Source organism: Desulfuromonas soudanensis (assembly GCF_001278055.1).
GTDB classification, from domain to species: domain Bacteria; phylum Desulfobacterota; class Desulfuromonadia; order Desulfuromonadales; family WTL; genus Deferrimonas; species Deferrimonas soudanensis.
Window position 1 is genome coordinate 2,778,012 of record NZ_CP010802.1, and the last position, 17,577, is coordinate 2,795,588.

Consider the following 17,577-nt stretch of genomic DNA (forward strand, 5'->3'; position numbering starts at 1 on the left):
TATAGGGTTTAGATGGCCAATCTTGACGCGGATACAATCGTAATCGGCTCGGGCTCAGGCGGATTGACGTCGGCTCTTGCCCTGGCGCGGGCCGGGCAAAAGGTCCTGGTTTTGGAGCAGCACCATGCCCCGGGGGGCTGGTGCCAAAACTTTTCCAGGGGCGGCTTTACCTTCAGTCCCGGCGTGCACTATGTCGGCCGTTTGGGACCGGGAGGCGAAACCAGGGCCATCTATGAAGGTCTCGGCGCGGCCAACGATCTGATCTTTTTTGAGCAGAATCCCCGGCACTACGAGCATTGCCATATTTCCGGGGTGAAATTCGACTACCACGCCGATCTCCCCACCCTGACCGACCGCCTCTTGCAAAGGTTTCCCGCGCAGGGCAAGGGTATCGGCAAGTACATGGAGCTTCTCCGGAACCTCGTGTACGAATTTCCCCTCCTCCTTGAGATCGACAGCATCAAAGATGTCCTTTTGATGCCCTATCGAACCCGGCATATCGGTCGCTACGGACTCTACAGCTTGAAACGGATCCTTGAAGGCCTGATTTCCGACCCCGTGGTTCGCGGAATTCTCTCCGTGCAGTGCGGCGATCAGGGCTTGCCCCCCTCCAGGACGATGATGATGCTGCATGCCGGACTGGCCCGGCATTACGAGCATGGCGGCTACTATCCGCGCGGGGGGGGTGGCGCCATACCCCGGGCCCTGGTCAAGGCCCTCCGCTGCGCCGGCAGCGACATCCTGACGGGGGTCTCTGTAGAAAAAATTCTCACGGAATCAACGGGCGGGGGACGTCGGGCGCTGGGTGTTCGGGTGGCCGACGGCAGGGAACTGCGGGCAAGGCACGTCATCTCCAATGCCGATCCCCACAGGACGTTCCATGGCCTGGTGGGAGTCGAGCACCTGAGCAGAAAACTCAAAAAACGTCTGGACAAAACCCGCTACTCCCTCCCCTCTCTCGTTTTGTTTTTAGCTGTCGACATGGATGTGGCCGCCGCAGGTCTGGACTCCGGAAATATCTGGTATTCCTCGGAACCCGATTTTGACAAAGTCTTCCTGAACGCTCAGGATCCCGGGCTCTACGACAGGGATTCCTTCGAGGCACTCTTCATCTCGGCTCCGACCCTGAAGGATCCGACCAGTTATAACGGCAGAGGGCATACCCTTGAAGTCGTCACCTTCGTCGGCTATGACGCCTTCCGGCAATTTGAAGGGACCGAACCCGGATCCCGACCGAGAGAATACGAAATTCTCAAACAGAAAATAGTCGGGATGTTTTTCAAAACCCTCGAAAAAGTGATCCCGGGCCTTAGCCGGCACGTTGTGTTTTGCGAACTGGGAACGCCCCTTACCCATGCCCACTACACGGCGGCGACAAACGGATGCTCTTACGGGACAGAGAAAAGTTATTCGCAGATTGGCCCCCTGGGCTATCGGGTCGGGACTGAAATAAAAGGTCTGCGACTCGTGGGAGCGAGCACGGTCGCCCATGGAGTGTCCGGGGCGGCCGTCTCCGGATTGCACGGGGCGGCGTCGATTCTGGACTGCAAATGGCCCGAACTCCTTAACCCGCAAGGGCAGGAGTTGCAGACCTATCCGTCCGAGGATCAAAGCACCTGGCCAGACTGGCTCAAGGCAAAAATCCGCCCGTCTGCTTCCCCCCCCGCAAAACCGTAACAGGCTCCCCCAAATTCGGGGAGCCTGTTTTTTTCTTCGACAAAAATCCCGGTCCATCCCCTCCCGCGGCAGGACGTCCCTTCACCCCGCCATCGATTCGAGTGCGTCGAGATCGAGATCCTGGCCTACCACTCCGGCAGCGTCGGCACGACACTGTTTGCAGTGGCGCGCCTGGGAGAGGATCAGCTCGGCCTGGTTGCGCACCATCTCCATCACCGCCTCGGAGGGGCGCTCGACCCCCTTGAAGAGACCGACGGGGATCACCGGCATGATGTTCATCATCGAGGCGCCGAGGTTGCGCACCCTGACCGCCAAGTCGAGGGTCTCGTGGTCGTTGACTCCGGGGATGTAGACGTGGTTGATCTTGACCAGCAACCCGGCTTTGGCGGCCATTTCCAGCCCCTTCAACTGCCGGGAGAGAAGTATGGCCGCCGCATCGATGCCGGTCAGGCGCCGGCCGTCGACCATGATCCACTCGGTGACCCTGGCGCCGGTCTCCGGGGTCAGGGCGTTGATGGTCACGGTCAGGCTGTGCACGTCGTTCTCGAGGATCGTCCCGAGCATCTCCGGCAGGCGCAGTCCGTTGGTCGACAGACAGAGGGTCATCTCGGGAAAGGCCTCGCGCACCAGGGCGAAGGTCTCGAAGGTCCGAGGATTGGCCAGCGGGTCGCCGGGGCCGGCGATCCCCACCACCTTAAGCTGCGCCCCCCCTTGCCGCTCCATGTGCCGTTGGACCAGGCGCACCCGCGCCACCGCCTGTTCGGGGGTCAGCACCCTGCTGGTGACGCCGGGACGGCTCTCGTTTGCGCAGTCGAACTTGCGCTCGCAGAAGCCGCACTTGATGTTGCACCCCGGAGCGACCGGGAGGTGGATCCGTCCCGCCTTGCTGTGGTCTCCGCCGAAACAGGGGTGGTCTGTCTGGGCCTTCATCGTCATCATCGGGCAGCCGCTGGCCATGATCAGTCTCCTTATTTTAAATGGCACAAAAAAAGGGACTCCCGGTTGTCCCGGAAGCGCCCTTGCTGGTGCCGTTAACTGGAGAAGCCCCGGGAATTTTCCTCCCCGGGGCTTCCTTGCCTTAAACGGTCTGCAGTACTACGTTGTACCGCGATAGTTTGTTCATCTTGTCTGCTGTCAAGAAATGCATTCACCATGCCAGAGGAAAATCGGCAAAAAATAGGGCAGGAAGGTTCCCTCACAGCCCTCCCTGCCCATGCCTGAGGCAATTGCAGCTCTGGATCCGACCAATTTTTAATCAGGAGGCGGACAACCCAGCAACTCTTACTTGGAACACTTTTCTTTGCCGCCGCAGTCGCAACCGCAGAGAGTGGCATGGGCGGCGCGAAGGGCCTCTTCGATGGGCCCCTCTGCGGTGACGGCTTCAATCCCCTGCTTGACCAGCTCCTGCCGCGGGTAGTCGCCGATCATGGCGGTGATCACCGCCTTGCAGCCGGCGACGGCCTCGACAATGGCCATGAACTGATTTTTGCGGAACGGATGCCCCTCGTCGAAGGAACAGTATTTTTCGACGGCGACCTCCTCGAGCAATTTCGCCTCCCCTCGGTGAAAATCGTAAATCAGGAAGCGCTCGGCATGGCCGAAGTGCTGATCGACTTCGGTGCCGGATTTGGATGCGACGGCGATGCGCATGATATTCTCCCAGTTGACGACCACAGAGTCACAGAGTTGGTTCAAAAGACCAGGATCGCAGGCCTTTGTTTCAGGCTTGAACAAAAGACCGGGTTAGAGGGTTTCCTCTGTGTCTTTAGTGTCTCTGTGGTGAACAGAGTATTAGACGGCCATCGGCTTGAAGCTGAAACACTTCTTCGGGCAGGCGACGCCGCAGCCGGCGCAGCCGATGCAATTGTCAGTTTTGACGATGGTCATGATCATGCGGGTTGAATCGGTCTCTTCATCGATCAGGTCTTCGGGGCCGAGGACCTGGCGGGAACAGGACTTGTAGCAGCGGCCGCAGCCGATGCACTTGGCCGGGTCGATGGCCTCGGCAAAAGTCGGGGTCCAGTCGGCTCCCCCGCGGGTTTTCCCGGTCAAATATGCCATGGTGATTCTCCTTAAGGATTAATGTGTTGGGGCGTGATTCATCACGCCCATGGCCCAATGAATTGAGCCCCTACGAGACGAAGGCCGGGCGCTCGTTTTTGAGCATCGCCTTGCGCAGCCAGGGAGGAGGGGTGTCGCGCAGCACCTCCTGGAGTTTTTTCACCACCACTGTGATCGGTTCCCGCTCCTTGCTCTTGATGGGGTGGATCTTCTTGGCCACGAGCCGGGCCGCGGCCGGGCCGCCGATCTCGGCGACGTAGACCAGGGCGCAGTCGCTCAGGCCGGCACAGCGGGCCTCGATGCGGTCGGCCTCGTCGTCCCCTTCGGTGCGGACCTGGACCATTCCGGAAAACTCCGCCTCCTCGGGCCCGATCTCCCAGAGGTAGAAGACTTCGGCACGGCCGAAATGTTCGTCGACGTGGATTCTGTCGGTGCTGGCGAATGCGACTTTCATGTACAGACCTCGCTTTCTGTTACCGTCGATGATTTCGAAGCGGCGCGTTCTAACCATCTTAAAACCTTTCACCACAGAGACACTGAGACACAGAGGAAACCCTTTAACCCGGTTTTTTGTTAAAGCCTGAAACAAAGGCCTACGATCCTGGTTTTTTGAACCTCCTCTGTGACTCTGTGCCTCTGTGGTTGGTTGCAAGTTTTAGCGCATCATCTCGAACCACTGGTCTTCGCAGGTCTCGTCCTTGATATCGAGGAACTTGTTGGCGATCATGGTCAGGATGTTGACCGCCCCCTGGTAGCCGACCACCGGATTGCGGTGGAGGTTGACCCGGTCGATGATCGGAAAGCCGATGCGGAAGAGGGGGATCCTGGCATCCCGGGCCGCCCACTTGGCGTGGGTGTCGCCGATGATGCCGTCGACGGGATCGGTGACCAGCAGGCTGCGCATGTGCCAGAGGTCCTTGTTGATGTAGACCTTCCCCTGGGCGCCGAAGGGAGAGGTGGCCAGGAGCGCCTTCATCTCCTTCTCGAACTTCTTGGTCGTGCGCGAGCAGAGGATATGGTAGGGGATCGCCCCCATCTCCAGCAGAAAAGAAACGAGGCCGATGAGGTAATCGGGGTCGCCGGCAAGGGCGAACTTCTTCCCGTGCAGGTACTGGTGAGCATCGGTGAGAGCGTCGACGGCCAGGCCGCGCTCTTCCTTGAGCTTCTCCGGAATCGGCTTGCCGAAGAGCTCGGAGAGCTTCATCAGGAACGCGTCGGTCTTCTTGATCCCGAAGGGCATCGGAATCGTTACCTTTTCGCCGGTATAGGTCTCCTCGATCCACTTCATGGTGGTGGTGGTGGAGTATTTCTGCAGGGCGATGGTCACCTTGCCGTTGACCGACTCGGCAGCATCCTCGAGTTTTGTGCCGCCGGGATAGAGACGGTAGGTGCCGTCGCAGACGGTATCGAAGACTTCGGAGATGTCGGCCATCAGGGTGTAGGGGATGCCGAAGAGCTCGAGAATCCGCTTGTACTCCCGGAGGTTGCCGGTGTTGCCGTCGAAGCCGGGGATGAGGTTGAGCTTGCCGGTGCACTTCCCCTCGATGCTCTTTCCTTCGGTCAACGTTTCGAGGATGCTCTTAAGCATGGAATCGTAACCGTGGATGTGGCTGCCGTTGAAGCTCGGGGTGTTGGCGTAGGGGGTCGGCACCTCCTCGGGAAGATGTCCCTGGAGTTTGGCATTCTTGATGAAGGCGGTGAGGTCGTCGCCGATCACCTCGGGCATACAGGTGGTAAAGACCGGGATCATCTTCGGCTTGTAGAGGGCGTAGGCGTTCTCCAGCCCCTCGAAGAGGTTGTTCTGGCCGCCGAAGACGGCGCCGTCCTCGGTCATGGCATCGCAGGTCGCCGCTGCCGGCTCACGGAAGTGACGGGAAAAGGTGCTGCGGAAGTAGGAGGCACACCCCTGGGATCCGTGAATGAAGGGGAGCGCCCCGGCAAAGCCGGTGGCGACCATCTGGGCGCCGAGAGGCTGACAGGCATGGGCCGGGTTGACCACCAGCGCCTCGCGGGCGAAGTTCTTTTCCTTGTATTCTTCGGTATTGATCCATTCCTTGACCCGCGCGATTTCTTCGGGCGAGTGCTCGGTCACTATTTTCACTGCTGCTTCAGCGCTCATGGCTTTAACTCCTTTTTGGTCATTCTCACGCCCGTTCGCGTTGCTCTCTCAAGACGCAAAGTCGCAAAGAGGATCAAGGTCGGGCCTTTAGGTTTATAAAACCACTTCTGGTTTTCTTTGCGTCTTCGCGGCTTTGCCTGAGACGAATTGGATTTAAAAAGGGCTCTTCACCAGTTTCCAGGTCGGTGAGTTGATCGCCATGTCGACGTCGCGAGCGAAGACCTTGAACCCCTCGTAGCCGTGGTAAGGGCCCGAGTAGTCCCAGCTGTGCATCTGGCGGAAGGGGATTCCGGCCTTCTGGAAGACGTACTTCTCCTTGATTCCGGAGCCGACGAGGTCGGGCTTGAGCTCCTCGACGAACTTCTCGAGTTCGAACTCGGAGACGTCGTCGTAGATCAGGGTCCCCCTGGCCATCTCCGGAGCGGTGCGGTCGTAGTCGTCCTGGTGGGCGAACTCGTAACCGGCGCCGGTGATCTGGATGCCGAGGTCCTCGTAGGCGCCGATGGTGTGCCGGGGACGGAGACCGCCGACGAAGAGCATGGCGGTCTTCCCCTCGAGGCGCGGCTTGTATTCGTCGAGGACCGTCTGCATGACCGGCTTGTACTTGGCAATCACCTTCTCGACGTTGGCCTTGATGGTGTCGTCGAAGCGCTCGGCGATGGCGCGCAGGCTCTCCTCGATCTTGGTCGGACCGAAGAAGTTGTACTCGAGCCAGGGGATGTTCCACTTCTCTTCCATGACCTTGCACATGTAGTTCATGGAGCGGTAGCAGTGGATCAGGTTGAGCTTGACCTGATGCGTGGCGCCGATCTTCTCCACCTCGCCGTCGCCGGTCCAGACGCTCTTGACGTTGAGGCCGATCTCTTCGAGGATCGGCTTCGCGGCCCAGACGTCGCCGCCGATGTTGTAGTCGCCGATCAGGGCGACATCGTAGGGGCCGACTGGATCGGGGAAGGCGAACTTGCCGATGATGTGGTCGCGGATCGAGTCGTTGGAGATGTGGTGTCCCAGCGACTGGGAGACGCCGCGGAACCCTTCGCAGTTGCAGGGGACGACGAGCTTGCCGAGTTCGGCCTCCATCTTCTTGGCGACGGCGTTGATGTCGTCGCCGATGAGGCCGACGGGGCACTCGGAGAGAATCGACATCCCCTTGTTGAGGGGGAAGAGCTCGTCGGCCTCCTGCAGCAGTTTCTCGAGCTTCTTGTCGCCGCCGTAGACGATGTCCCGCTCCTGGAAATCGGAGGTGAAGTCCATGGGGAAGGAGGTGACGCCGGGAATCCCCTGCATCAGGTTGCGCCGGGTTCCCCAGCTGTAGACGCCGCAGCCGATGGGGCCGTGGGAGACGTGGACCATGTCGCGGATCGGCCCCCAGACCACCCCCTTGGCGCCGGCGTAGGCGCAGCCGCGCTGGCTCATGACGCCGGGGACGACCTTCTTGTTCGACTTGACGGCGCAGGGAGAGGCGGAAGGCTCATTGGCGCCGAGGTGCGGGGCGCGCTTCTTGGCCGCCTTGGCCGGCATTTCAGCCAGAGTCTCCTTGATGAGCTTCTCGGTTTTTTCTTTGGTCACGCCCGCAATGGGCTTTCTCTCAGACATGGGATACTCCTGAATTGGTCGAGGTTCCGTAATTCCCCGTAGGGGCAAGGCATGCCTTGCCCAGGGCGACGCATGCGTCGCCCCTACGCGTTCTCCGCCACGCCGACGATCGACTCGTCTTCGGCTTCCATGATGCCGAATTCCATCAGCAACTCTTCCAGGTCTTCCATCTCCAGGGGAGTCGGAATGACAAACATGGTGTTCTCGGAGATCTTCCGGGCCAGTTCGCGGTACTCCTGGGCCTGCTTGTGCTCGGGGGAGTACTCGATGACGGTCATGCGGCGCAGCTCGGCGCGCTGCACCTGGTTGTCGCGGGGAACGAAGTGGATCATCTGGGTTCCGAGCTTGGCGGCCAGGGCCTCGATGAGGTCGGCCTCGCGGTCGGTGTTGCGGCTGTTGCAGATCAGGCCGGCCAGGCGCACGCTGCCGCTGGCGGCGTACTTGACGATCCCTTTGCAGATATTGTTGGCGGCGTACATGGCCATCATCTCGCCGGAGACGACGATGTAGATCTCCTGGGCCTTGTTCTCGCGGATCGGCATGGCGAAGCCGCCGCAGACGACGTCTCCGAGGACGTCATAGAAAACGTAGTCGAGGTCGGGGGTGTAGGCGCCTTCTTCCTCGAGAAAGTTGATGGCGGTGATGACGCCGCGGCCGGCGCAGCCGACGCCCGGCTCGGGGCCCCCCGACTCGACGCACATGATTTCGCCGTAACCGCGCTTCATGACATCATCGAGCTCCAGATCCTCGACGGTGCCGAGTTCCCGGACCTTGTCCATGACGGTGGTCTGGGCCTTGGCGTGGAGGATCAGGCGGGTGGAGTCGGCCTTGGGGTCGCAGCCGATGATCAGGATTCTCTTGCCGAGGGAGGCAAGTCCCGCCACGGTATTCTGGGTCGTGGTGGATTTGCCGATGCCGCCTTTGCCGTAGATTGCGATCTGACGCAGTTTTTTCTCAGCCATGGTCTTGTTCCTTTCTCGATAACTGTCGGGTGACGACGATCGCTGACTGTTCCCGAAGCGGCAGCGGCATTGATGTGTCCGAGTCAGCCGGCGTTCGTGTCGATAAAAAAAGCCCCACCCGGACGATCCGGATGAGGCTTCCTTGCCCATTGCGGCTCCGCCGTGGCGCCGCAGTTGAAGATGTTGTCCGAACAAAAAAACCCGCCGGGAAAAGGTTCCCGCGGGCGTCATTGCCGTAAGCTGCCAGGGGTACGCCGTCGTACCCGATGAATCGCCTGACGACTTTCCTTATAGCAGGGGACGTGCCAACTCCCTCGACTCCCCGAAACATGAGTCCGGCCGGGGGGTGTCGCCGGCGTCGGCCACCTTTACCGTCCGCCGGAGAGGGTCAATTGCCCATTAAACAAGCAGACGCTGCCGCCTCCCTGAGCACCCAGGACATCCTGCTGGAAAAAATGGGTGGCGACTGCTATGATTCGAAACCGTGGCGCTCCCTTCCCCCCTTAACCCCGCCGAGGTCTTATGGACACCCTCTCTCCCCGGGAAATCACCGGCATGTTCCTCGCCCTCGGGGTCATGCTCTTTTGCGCCCGCCTCCTCGGCGAAATTTCCCGCCGCGCCGGGCAACCGGCGGTCATCGGTGAGATTCTCGCCGGGATACTCCTCGGCGCCACGGGCCTCGGCACCCTGGCTCCGGACCTCTTCGCCTTCCTCTTTCCGGCCACCGGGGGGGGCGCCTACGTCCTGCAGGGGCTGACCACCCTTTCCATCGCTCTCTTTTTGCTGGTGGCCGGTCTCGAAATCGATCTCTCCACCGTTTGGCGCCAGGGGAAGACCGCCGTCGGCGTCGCGCTTTTCGGCATGGCCCTCCCCTTTGCCCTCGGCTTTTCCGCCGCCTGGTTTCTCCCCGGTTCCTTCGGCTACGAACCGGGGGCCCACCGCCTCGCCTTCGCCCTCTTCCTCGCCACCGCCCTGTCGATCTCGGCCCTGCCGATCATCGCCAAGATCCTCATGGACCTGCGCATCTACCGCAGCGATCTCGGGGTGACGGTGGTCGCGGCGGCAGTCCTCAACGACCTGGCCGGCTGGCTCGTCTTCGCCATGATTCTCGGGCTCCTCGGGACCGGCCACGGCAACGGCCTCTCCCTCGGCGTCACCGTCGGGGCGACCCTGGCCTTTACCGCGGCGATGCTGACGGTGATTCCCTGGCTGATCCACCGCATCCTCCCCTGGATCCAGGCCTACACGAGCTGGCCGGGGGGCGTCCTCGGTTTCGCCCTCTCCCTGGCGCTCTTTTCCGCCGCCTTCACCGAGTGGCTCGGCGTGCACGCCATCTTCGGCGCATTTCTCGCCGGAGTCGCCATCGGCCATTCGTCCCACCTCCGCGAGCGGACCCGGACCACCATCGACCAGTTCATCTCCTTCTTTTTCGCCCCCCTCTTCTTTGCCAGCATCGGGTTGCGCATCGACTTTGCCAGCCACTTCGACCCGCTGCTGACCCTGATGATTTTCTTCATCGCCGTCATCGGCAAGGTCCTCGGTTCCCTCCTCGGCGGCCGGCTCGGCGGCGTCCCCTGGCGGGAGGCCTGGGGAATCGGCTTCGGCATGAGCGCCCAGGGGACGATGGGGATCATCCTCGGCGTCCTCGCCCTGCAGGTCGGCCTCATCAGCCAGCGCCTCTTCGTCTCCCTGGTGGTCATCGCCCTGGCCACCTCCCTCCTCAGCGGACCGATGATGCAGCGCATTCTGCGCCTGAAGAGGCCGCGGCGCTTCATCGACTTTCTCGACTCGGGCCGTTTTATCCGCTCCCTCGCCGCCACCAACCGCACCGCTGCCATCGGCGAGCTGGCCGCCATCGCCGCCGACGGCGCCCGGCTCGACCGCGAAAAAGTCACCGAGGCGGTTCTGGCCCGGGAGCGCATCATGGCCACCGGCCTCGGCAACGGCGTAGCGGCCCCCCATGCCCGCCTCCCCGGTCTCGGCGGCCCGGTGGTCGCCGTCGGCCTCTCTCCGTCCGGGATCGACTTCGACGCCCCGGACGGCAAACCGGCCCACATCCTCTGCCTGATTCTCACCCCCCGCGAAGATGACGGCGCCCAGCTCGAGATCCTCTCCGACCTGGCGAGCACCTTTTACAAGGGGACGATGGTGGAACAGGCCCTGGCCGTCGAAGGGATGACCGGTTTTCTCGCCCTGGTTCGCAGCGGCAGGGATTAGAAGGTCGCGCCCTCAAAGGAAAGCCCCCTACCCCGGCGACAAGAAGTTTTCGAAGAGATTGAACTTTTTCCAACACCCAGTATGCTTCCTACAATTTCAGGAAGATCCAAAAACTGCTCACAGGGGAGGCGATCATGGGGATGATGAAGGAATTCAAGGAATTTGCCGTCAAGGGGAATGCCATCGACATGGCCGTCGGCATCATCGTCGGCGCCGCCTTCGGCAAGATCGTCTCTTCTCTGGTCAGCGATGTCGTCATGCCGCCGATCGGCCGCCTCCTCGGCGGCGTCAACTTCGGCGGACTCTTCATCAATCTCGGGGACAGGACCTTCGCCACCCTCGCCGAAGCCAAGGAAGCCGGCGCCCCCACCCTCAACTACGGCTCCTTCCTCCAGACGCTCATCGATTTTGCCATCATCGCCTTCGCCGTCTTTTTGCTGGTCAAGGGGATCAACAGACTGAAACGAAAAGAAGAGGCCAAACCGCCGGAACCGGCAAAACCGAGCGAAGAGATCCTGCTCCTGCGGGAGATCCGCGATGCCCTGAAGAGCGATCAGGGCTAGTTCGGACTCCTTGCAATCCCCTTGCTCTTCGGGGCGGCAAAGGGTATTCTCGGCGCCATGAAAACACTGACTGTTGAACCGACCGAATCCGGCCTGACCGCCCTCGATTTTCTGCAGCGGCGGATCCCCGCTGCCCCTTCCGCCTACCTGCGCCAGCTCCTGAAAAAGGGGAAGGTCCTCGGTGCCGCCGGGCCCCTCGCCGCCGGCGATCACCTCGCCGCCGGGGCCCTGGTGAATCTCCCGGCCAGCGGGCGTCTGCAGGAGCTTCTCGACGCCCCGGAGGCCATCGCCGACACCGGAATTCAGATTCTCTTCGAAAGCCGCGAGATCCTCATCGTCGACAAGCCCGCCGGGCTGGCGATCCACTCCGGCGTCGGCCATGAAGGGGACAACCTCACCGCCCGGGTCGCCGAACTCCTGGCCCGGCGGGGAGACAAATTCAGGGTGGCGCCGATCCACCGCCTCGACCTCGAAACCTCGGGGCCGGTCCTCTTCGGCAAGGGGAAGCTCTCCTGCGGCGAACTCGGCCAACTCTTCATCCGCCAGGAGGTCGACAAATACTACCTGGCCCTGGCCAGCGGCAAGACGGCCGGCAGCGGCGAACTGGCGTCGATGATTCCGGCCAAGGGGACGCACAAGGAAGCCTTGACGACCTTTATCGCCCTGGCACGCAGCGAATCGGCCTCGCTCCTCGAACTCTGCCTGCACACCGGGCGCCAGCACCAGATCCGCCGCCAGCTCGCCGACATCGGTCACCCGATCTTCGGCGACCGCCGCTACGGCGGTCCCTGCCCCCCGGGACTGCCGCGCATTTTTCTCCACTGCCGGCGTCTGGCCTTTACCGACCCCTTCACCGGCTCCCGCCTCGCCGTTGACGCCCCCCTCCCCGCCGATCTCGCCTCCTTCCTCCCCGAAGGCGGCCTGAAGCTTCCCAAATCTCTCTGAGCAGGACGTGCTGCCGGACACCCGTTCACCCAAGCAGAGGCCATGGACAGACTGATTGTTCCCCAGGGGACCTTCCCGCTGCGACGCTACCCCCGCCAGACCCGGGACCCCCTGCGGGCCTGGGACGCCGCCGACGAGTATCTGCTGCAGCACCTTTTTGAAGAAGGCCTCCCCGGCTCCGGTCCTCTCCTGATCGCAAACGATGCCTTCGGCGCCCTCACGGTCCCCCTTGCGCGCCATCGCCCCTGGATGCTCTCCGACTCCTTCCTCGCCCACCGCGGGACGGAGGCCAACCTCGCCGACTGCGCCCTCCCCCCGGAGAGCGTCCGCCTCCTGACATCCTTGGAGGCGCCGGAGGGGCTCTGCGACCTGGTGCTGATCAAGATCCCCAAGTCCCTCGCCCTCCTCGAGGATCAGCTCTTTCGCCTCCGCCCCCATCTTCACCCCGGCACCCGGATCATCGGCGCCGGGATGGCCAAGGCGATCCACACCTCCACCCTCGCCCTCTTCGAGCGCATCCTCGGCCCGACGACGACCTCCCTGGCCCGCAAGAAGGCGCGCCTGATCTTCTCCTCCCCCGATCCCGCCCTCGACCCGGGAACCTCCCCCTTCCCTCTCCGTTTCCGGCTCGAGGAGACCGGTGACCTCATCGTCAGCCACGCCGGAGTCTTCTCCCGGGAGCGCCTCGACATCGGCACCCGCTTTTTCCTCGACCACCTCCCGGCCTCCAGCGAGGAGCAGACGATTGTCGACCTCGGCTGCGGCAACGGCGTCCTCGGGGTGACGGCGGCCCGGCGCAATCCCCGGGCGCACCTGGTCTTCACCGACGAATCGTTCATGGCGGTGGCCTCGGCCGAGGAGAACTTTCGCGCCGCCTTCGGGGAGCGCCAGGCGCAGTTCCGCGTCACCGACGCCCTGGCGGGAATTCCCCGCGGCAGTGCCGATCTGATCCTCAACAATCCCCCCTTCCACCAGGAGAACGTCGTCGGCGACCAGATCGCCTGGCGGATGTTCCGGGAGGCGAAGGAGGTTTTGCGGGAAGGGGGGGAGCTGCGGGTGGTCGGCAACCGCCACCTCGGCTATCACGTGAAGCTCAAGCGGCTCTTCGGCAACTGCACGGTGGTCGCCGGCAATGCAAAATTCGTGGTGCTGAAAACACGTCGTTAGGATTGGGAACGGGGAAGGATTAATATGAGGAGGAATGGACGGCCCTGAAAAATATTATTTATTCCGGTCGGCATCGAGTCCGAGTCCGCAGTGGCGGCAAGAGCGAAAAAACATCGGCAGCACGCCGCTGAGGTGAAAGGGGTTGCCGCAGCGCGGGCAGCGGACCACGGCGGCGGCAAGAATGGCGGCGAAGACGAGAACGAACCAGACGGCAAAGACGTAGGCCGTCTTGCGATCGGAGCCGGTCACCTCCAGGGAGACCCAAATCGCCGGGATATAGACCAGCAGCAGCCCCCAGAGATACCGGCGACGGCGGCGGATGATCCACAGACCTTCTGCCAGCTCCTTCCCCTCACCTTTTCCGTCCTCAGCCATTTTCCCCTCCCGATACCCTGTCGTCGAAACGTCCAACCATAGTACCTCGACTAATTCATCTCACAAAATCCTGAATCCGTGAGATTATAGTCATAAATTAGCCATCCAATGCATTCAAGTCATTGAATTTGTTGTCAATTATTGCTAGCATGCAACCCGTCAACATCTCACTTGGCGGGTGAATTCCATGAAGCGTTTCATCATCGAGAAATCCGAGGACGAGTTCTACACCTCCCACTCTGGCGCCGCTCTGATCGGGCTGTGTCTGAACCGCTACACCCCTTTGACCAAGCTATTATACGGGGTGTCCAAACTGAAAAAGGGAGCCATCGCCCACGCCGATGTGGTGCGCGGCTACATCGGGCTGCTCTGTCTCGGCAAGAGCGACTTCGCGGCCATCGAAGGCTTCCGCCAGGATCGTTTCTTCCGCGACGCTCTGGGCCTTGCGGAGGTCCCTTCCGAACCGACCCTGCGCCAGCGCATGAAGGAGCACGCCCAGGCGTTTCGGACCATCGTCAACTACAGCGTCACCGAGTTTCTGCAGAACTCCGGAGCGCTGTTCTCGGCCCTGGCTACCGGTCACGTGCCGCTGGACATCGACGTGTTCACGATGGACAACTCCGGGACCAAGAAGCAGGGCGTCTCGCGCACCTACATGGGCTTCGACGGCTTTGCCCCGATCGCCGCCTATCTGGCCCTGGAGGGGTGGCTGCTGGAGATCGAGCACCGCGAGGGCTCCCAGCACAGCCAGAAGAACTTTATCCCCTTTCTCGCCCGGGTGCTGCACAAGGCCCTGAAGCTGACGGCCGAACCACTTCTGGTGCGGATCGACTCGGCCCACGATGCCTGGGAGACCCGAATCGAACTGGCCGGCCACGAGCGGGTCGACTACATCCTCAAATGGAATCCCCGGGGGCAAGGCAAGACGCTCTGGCATCGGCGGGCCTTTGCCGAAGGCCGCATCAGCGAGCCGCGCCCGGGTAAACGGGTGGCGCTGCTGAGCGTCCGGGACACCCATCAGTGGACCGACGAGGTCGGCACGAAACGGGAGCTCACCTGCCGCCGGGTCGTGCGCGTCATCGAGCGCACTATCGACAAGAAGGGGCAGCTGCTGCTGGAGCCCGACATCGAGATGGAAGGCTGGTGGACCTCCCTGAAGCTGCCGGCCGAGAAGATCATCACCCTCTACGAGGATCACGGCACCAGCGAACAGTTTCACAGCGAACTCAAGACCGACATGGATTTGGAGCGGCTCCCCGCAGAAAATTTCGAGGTGAACAGCTTGGTCATGGCCTGCGCCGCGCTCGCCTACAACATCCTGCGCTTCATCGGCCAGCTCGGCCTGCTGGGCGACAAAACCCCGGTGCGACACAGCGCCAAACGACGGCGACTCAAGACCGTCATCCAGGAGCTGATGTACCTGGCTGCGCGCCTGATCGCCACGGGTCACCGGCTGTACCTGCGCTTCAGCCGCCACAGCGGGCTCTCTTTCGCGGCGTTCGACCGGGTCTATCGGCGCCTGGCCTACGGTTAGGCCACTCTCTCGGCCAACAGACCTGGCAAAAACCCGGGCACCGCAGTGTTCACAGCCGAACTCGTCCTGAAATCGGCACAAACCGGTGCGTAGCGGACAAACTGCCAAAGAGCGGAGGTTACAGAGGCTCTCAGAGAGCCGGTTTTTCAAAATTTGTACAGCCCCAGCCTCCCGAACTCACTTTTCTGGAGGAAAATCACGATGCGAGATTATTGCTCACGGATTCAGGAAAATTAATTCCGGCCCTTTTGACCATCATCTCAATGAACTAACCAACCAGAACATCTATTGCTCCGGCGGTTAAACATGCAAAGGGCGCCGACCCTGTAGGAGCGGCCTCAGCCGCGATCAATCGCGCCTAAGGGCGCTCCTACATTTAAAAAGAACCTGCCAAACTCATTACCCATGCCGGAGGAAAGGAATCCGGTCGTCTCGAACAGCAAAAAACACCATCGATCATCCAATCTACGCAGTCGAACCGCACTGCCTACCTGAAAAAGCGAGAGGAGGCACTTCTGCGTTGTCAAAGATGATCAAAACGAATAGGATCTTTAGCGGCCGCTCACAAAAATATCTTTAAAAATTCCATAGAGCTGCTCCGCGTCGCAAAAACTCTTAATCTGATATACGCTAAAAATGGAGCCGAATATGAAAATTTTCGTCTTTCTAACAATTCTTCTACTTGTGCCTCTTTGCTGTTCTGCAAATGAAAATGAGTGCCCGGCCAAAGGGGACGTTCTTCATTGGGTTGCGGATTACTGCATGTACCTTGCTGAAACAGATGATTTCGGAAATGAAAACGTCCAATCGTGTTTCGAAAAAGAGCAGGCCTTTAAAATTGATAATACGTGTGAGAACAGAATGAAATATAAAAAGAAGCTTTGCAACTTATCATTGGTTCGAGATTCTTATACTTCTGTCGAGGAATGTTACGAGGATAAAAGTTTTTCTGGGCCAACAGTTAGAAATGGTGGCGTATAACCCAAGGGTGAACACGGACGAATAAACATGGATGCTTCCCGAATAGAAAACACCATCTCGAGAATCCAACCGACACCACGGACTTTTTTAGAGATAGCCGGGTTGCCGAAGATAGCGTTGCCCCCTTCCATCGTAGTCTGCTTAGTGGAGAACGCTGACACCTGTCTTCGCTTTTGACAATGGGTGTATTTATCCGAATAACAATTTAATCAAAGGAGGAGGAGAGGATGCGTTGTTTAGCTGTTTTAATAATTTTTTTATTTATTTTGTCAGGTTGTGGCGGAGGAGACAACACCGAGCCGACAGCCAGCGATGAAGCATTTGCGGCAGCGGTCACCTACGCCGCAGGAAGTAGACCTTTGTCCCTTGCCATTGGCGACCTTAATGGCGACGGAGACCTCGACCTGGCTGTAGCAAATAATGGTTCTGATAATGTCTCCGTGCTTCTTGGCAACGGCGACGGAAGTTTTGCGGCGACGGTTGATTATGGCGCGGGGGAGGGTCCTTTTTCCTTGGCCATGGGCGACCTTAATGGCGACGGAGACCTTGACCTGGTAGTAGCGAACGGTCTTTCCAATAAAGTCTCGGTACTTCTGGGTAACGGCGACGGGAGTTTTGCAGCGGCGGTCGTTTATGACGCAGGATTAGGACCTTATTGCGTGGCCATGGGCGACCTTGATGGGGATGGAGACCTTGACTTGGTTGTAGCGAACAGTCTTTCCGATAAAGTCTCGGTGCTTCTGGGCAACGGCGACGGAAGTTTTGCGGCGGCGGTCGATTTCGTGGCAGGAAGTGGATCATGTTTCGTGGCTCTGGGCGACCTGGACGGCGACGGCATCCTCGACCTGGCGGTAGCGAACCGTATTTCAGATAATATCTCTGTACTTCTGGGCAACGGCGACGGGAGCTTTGCGGCGAAGGTCGATTACGGCTACGGCATTGGAAGTAGACCTTTTTCCGTGGTCATGGGCGACCTGGACGGTGACGGAGACCTCGACCTAGCCGGAACGAACGAGTATTCAGAGAATATCTCTGTGAGTTTGGGCAACGGCGACGGCACCTTTGCGGCGGTAGTCGATTATAGTGTTGAACGTGCTCCTTCCGTGGCCATGGGCGATTTGAATGGCGACGGTATCATCGATCTAGCCACAGCGAATATATATGCTGGTAGTGTCTCTGTGCTTCTGGGCAACGGCCAAGGGAGCTTTACGGCCGCAGTCGATTACGGTACAGGAATTGGATCTTATTCCGTGGCCATGGGCGACCTGAATGGCGACGGAACCCTCGATTTAGTCGTGGCGAATAATGGTTCCGATAATGTCTCGGTGCTTTTGGGCAATATTGTTTTTTGAGATTGGTGACAGGGTTCCCTGTAGGAGC

General features: G+C 60.4%; 16 protein-coding genes. 8 read left to right on the top strand and 8 right to left on the bottom strand.

The genetic code is table 11. The features are described from left to right. The first annotated feature begins 12 nt into the window (after nucleotides 1-12). Nucleotides 13-1,677, top strand: coding sequence for a phytoene desaturase family protein (locus DSOUD_RS12505; RefSeq protein ID WP_082351262.1), 1,665 nt, complete (start codon nucleotides 13-15; stop codon nucleotides 1,675-1,677). Between the two features lie 81 nt (nucleotides 1,678-1,758). Here DSOUD_RS12505 and DSOUD_RS12510 read toward each other — a convergent pair whose 3' ends face one another. The 7 genes from DSOUD_RS12510 to nifH all read right to left on the bottom strand — a co-directional run bounded on the left by DSOUD_RS12510 (nucleotide 1,759) and on the right by nifH (nucleotide 8,400). Further along, a complete protein-coding gene (locus tag DSOUD_RS12510; RefSeq protein WP_053551328.1) occupies nucleotides 1,759-2,634 on the bottom strand; it encodes a radical SAM protein in 876 nt (291 codons plus the stop codon). 324 nt (nucleotides 2,635-2,958) lie between these two features. Continuing rightward, the gene (locus DSOUD_RS12515) at nucleotides 2,959-3,327 is read right to left on the bottom strand and encodes a NifB/NifX family molybdenum-iron cluster-binding protein (protein ID WP_053552384.1); all 369 of its coding nucleotides are present in this window, start codon (nucleotides 3,325-3,327) and stop codon (nucleotides 2,959-2,961) included. A 141-nt stretch (nucleotides 3,328-3,468) separates the two neighbouring features. Beyond that, entirely contained in the window at nucleotides 3,469-3,738 is a 270-nt protein-coding gene (gene fdxB, locus DSOUD_RS12520) for a ferredoxin III, nif-specific (RefSeq protein WP_053551329.1), read from the bottom strand. Between the two features lie 70 nt (nucleotides 3,739-3,808). Continuing rightward, a complete protein-coding gene (nifX, locus tag DSOUD_RS12525; RefSeq protein WP_053551330.1) occupies nucleotides 3,809-4,192 on the bottom strand; it encodes a nitrogen fixation protein NifX in 384 nt (127 codons plus the stop codon). Nucleotides 4,193-4,393: 201 nt separating this feature from the next. Next, entirely contained in the window at nucleotides 4,394-5,857 is a 1,464-nt protein-coding gene (gene nifK, locus DSOUD_RS12530) for a nitrogenase molybdenum-iron protein subunit beta (protein ID WP_053551331.1), read from the bottom strand. A gap of 153 nt (nucleotides 5,858-6,010) precedes the next feature. Beyond that, nucleotides 6,011-7,453: a nitrogenase molybdenum-iron protein alpha chain gene (gene nifD / locus DSOUD_RS12535; RefSeq protein ID WP_053551332.1), complete on the bottom strand. Its 1,443-nt coding sequence runs from the start codon at nucleotides 7,451-7,453 to the stop codon at nucleotides 6,011-6,013. 83 nt (nucleotides 7,454-7,536) lie between these two features. Further along, nucleotides 7,537-8,400 carry a nitrogenase iron protein gene (nifH, locus tag DSOUD_RS12540; RefSeq protein ID WP_053552385.1) on the bottom strand — a complete coding sequence of 288 codons (864 nt, stop codon included), beginning with the start codon at nucleotides 8,398-8,400 and terminating at the stop codon, nucleotides 7,537-7,539. Nucleotides 8,401-8,937: 537 nt separating this feature from the next. Here nifH and DSOUD_RS12545 point away from each other — a divergent pair. The 4 genes from DSOUD_RS12545 (at nucleotide 8,938) to DSOUD_RS12560 (ending at nucleotide 13,307) form a co-directional block, all read left to right on the top strand. Next, complete coding sequence (locus DSOUD_RS12545) at nucleotides 8,938-10,632, top strand: cation:proton antiporter domain-containing protein (protein WP_053551333.1); 1,695 nt, start codon at nucleotides 8,938-8,940, stop codon at nucleotides 10,630-10,632. 134 nt (nucleotides 10,633-10,766) lie between these two features. Beyond that, nucleotides 10,767-11,195, top strand: a complete 429-nt coding sequence (gene mscL, locus DSOUD_RS12550) for a large conductance mechanosensitive channel protein MscL (RefSeq protein WP_053551334.1) — start codon at nucleotides 10,767-10,769, stop codon at nucleotides 11,193-11,195. A 57-nt stretch (nucleotides 11,196-11,252) separates the two neighbouring features. After that, the gene (locus tag DSOUD_RS12555) at nucleotides 11,253-12,140 is read left to right on the top strand and encodes an RluA family pseudouridine synthase (protein WP_157671865.1); all 888 of its coding nucleotides are present in this window, start codon (nucleotides 11,253-11,255) and stop codon (nucleotides 12,138-12,140) included. Between the two features lie 42 nt (nucleotides 12,141-12,182). After that, nucleotides 12,183-13,307 carry a methyltransferase gene (locus tag DSOUD_RS12560; protein WP_053551336.1) on the top strand — a complete coding sequence of 375 codons (1,125 nt, stop codon included), beginning with the start codon at nucleotides 12,183-12,185 and terminating at the stop codon, nucleotides 13,305-13,307. Nucleotides 13,308-13,361: 54 nt separating this feature from the next. Here the strand turns inward: DSOUD_RS12560 and DSOUD_RS12565 are convergent, their stop codons facing one another. Beyond that, a complete protein-coding gene (locus tag DSOUD_RS12565) occupies nucleotides 13,362-13,682 on the bottom strand; it encodes a hypothetical protein (protein ID WP_053551337.1) in 321 nt (106 codons plus the stop codon). A gap of 187 nt (nucleotides 13,683-13,869) precedes the next feature. On the opposite strand from DSOUD_RS12565, the gene DSOUD_RS12570 reads away from it, so the two are divergent. The 3 genes from DSOUD_RS12570 (at nucleotide 13,870) to DSOUD_RS12575 (ending at nucleotide 17,549) form a co-directional block, all read left to right on the top strand. Next, the gene (locus DSOUD_RS12570; RefSeq protein WP_053551338.1) at nucleotides 13,870-15,216 is read left to right on the top strand and encodes an IS1380 family transposase; all 1,347 of its coding nucleotides are present in this window, start codon (nucleotides 13,870-13,872) and stop codon (nucleotides 15,214-15,216) included. Between the two features lie 648 nt (nucleotides 15,217-15,864). Beyond that, a complete protein-coding gene (locus DSOUD_RS18535; protein WP_157671866.1) occupies nucleotides 15,865-16,197 on the top strand; it encodes a hypothetical protein in 333 nt (110 codons plus the stop codon). Nucleotides 16,198-16,424: 227 nt separating this feature from the next. Beyond that, nucleotides 16,425-17,549, top strand: coding sequence for an FG-GAP repeat domain-containing protein (locus DSOUD_RS12575; RefSeq protein WP_082351263.1), 1,125 nt, complete (start codon nucleotides 16,425-16,427; stop codon nucleotides 17,547-17,549). Nucleotides 17,550-17,577 lie beyond the last annotated feature (28 nt).

Excerpts from the sequence above, each read along its gene's own strand:
- DSOUD_RS12505 (WP_082351262.1), top strand. The coding sequence starts at position 13 with ATGGCCAATCTTGACGCGGATACAATCGTAATCGGCTCGGGCTCAGGC.
- DSOUD_RS12510 (WP_053551328.1), bottom strand. The coding sequence starts at position 2,634 with ATGGCCAGCGGCTGCCCGATGATGACGATGAAGGCCCAGACAGACCAC.
- DSOUD_RS12515 (WP_053552384.1), bottom strand. The coding sequence starts at position 3,327 with ATGCGCATCGCCGTCGCATCCAAATCCGGCACCGAAGTCGATCAGCAC.
- fdxB (WP_053551329.1), bottom strand. The coding sequence starts at position 3,738 with ATGGCATATTTGACCGGGAAAACCCGCGGGGGAGCCGACTGGACCCCG.
- nifX (WP_053551330.1), bottom strand. The coding sequence starts at position 4,192 with ATGAAAGTCGCATTCGCCAGCACCGACAGAATCCACGTCGACGAACAT.
- nifK (WP_053551331.1), bottom strand. The coding sequence starts at position 5,857 with ATGAGCGCTGAAGCAGCAGTGAAAATAGTGACCGAGCACTCGCCCGAA.
- nifD (WP_053551332.1), bottom strand. The coding sequence starts at position 7,453 with ATGTCTGAGAGAAAGCCCATTGCGGGCGTGACCAAAGAAAAAACCGAG.
- DSOUD_RS12545 (WP_053551333.1), top strand. The coding sequence starts at position 8,938 with ATGGACACCCTCTCTCCCCGGGAAATCACCGGCATGTTCCTCGCCCTC.
- mscL (WP_053551334.1), top strand. The coding sequence starts at position 10,767 with ATGGGGATGATGAAGGAATTCAAGGAATTTGCCGTCAAGGGGAATGCC.
- DSOUD_RS12555 (WP_157671865.1), top strand. The coding sequence starts at position 11,253 with ATGAAAACACTGACTGTTGAACCGACCGAATCCGGCCTGACCGCCCTC.
- DSOUD_RS12560 (WP_053551336.1), top strand. The coding sequence starts at position 12,183 with ATGGACAGACTGATTGTTCCCCAGGGGACCTTCCCGCTGCGACGCTAC.
- DSOUD_RS12565 (WP_053551337.1), bottom strand. The coding sequence starts at position 13,682 with ATGGCTGAGGACGGAAAAGGTGAGGGGAAGGAGCTGGCAGAAGGTCTG.
- DSOUD_RS12570 (WP_053551338.1), top strand. The coding sequence starts at position 13,870 with ATGAAGCGTTTCATCATCGAGAAATCCGAGGACGAGTTCTACACCTCC.
- DSOUD_RS18535 (WP_157671866.1), top strand. The coding sequence starts at position 15,865 with ATGAAAATTTTCGTCTTTCTAACAATTCTTCTACTTGTGCCTCTTTGC.
- DSOUD_RS12575 (WP_082351263.1), top strand. The coding sequence starts at position 16,425 with ATGCGTTGTTTAGCTGTTTTAATAATTTTTTTATTTATTTTGTCAGGT.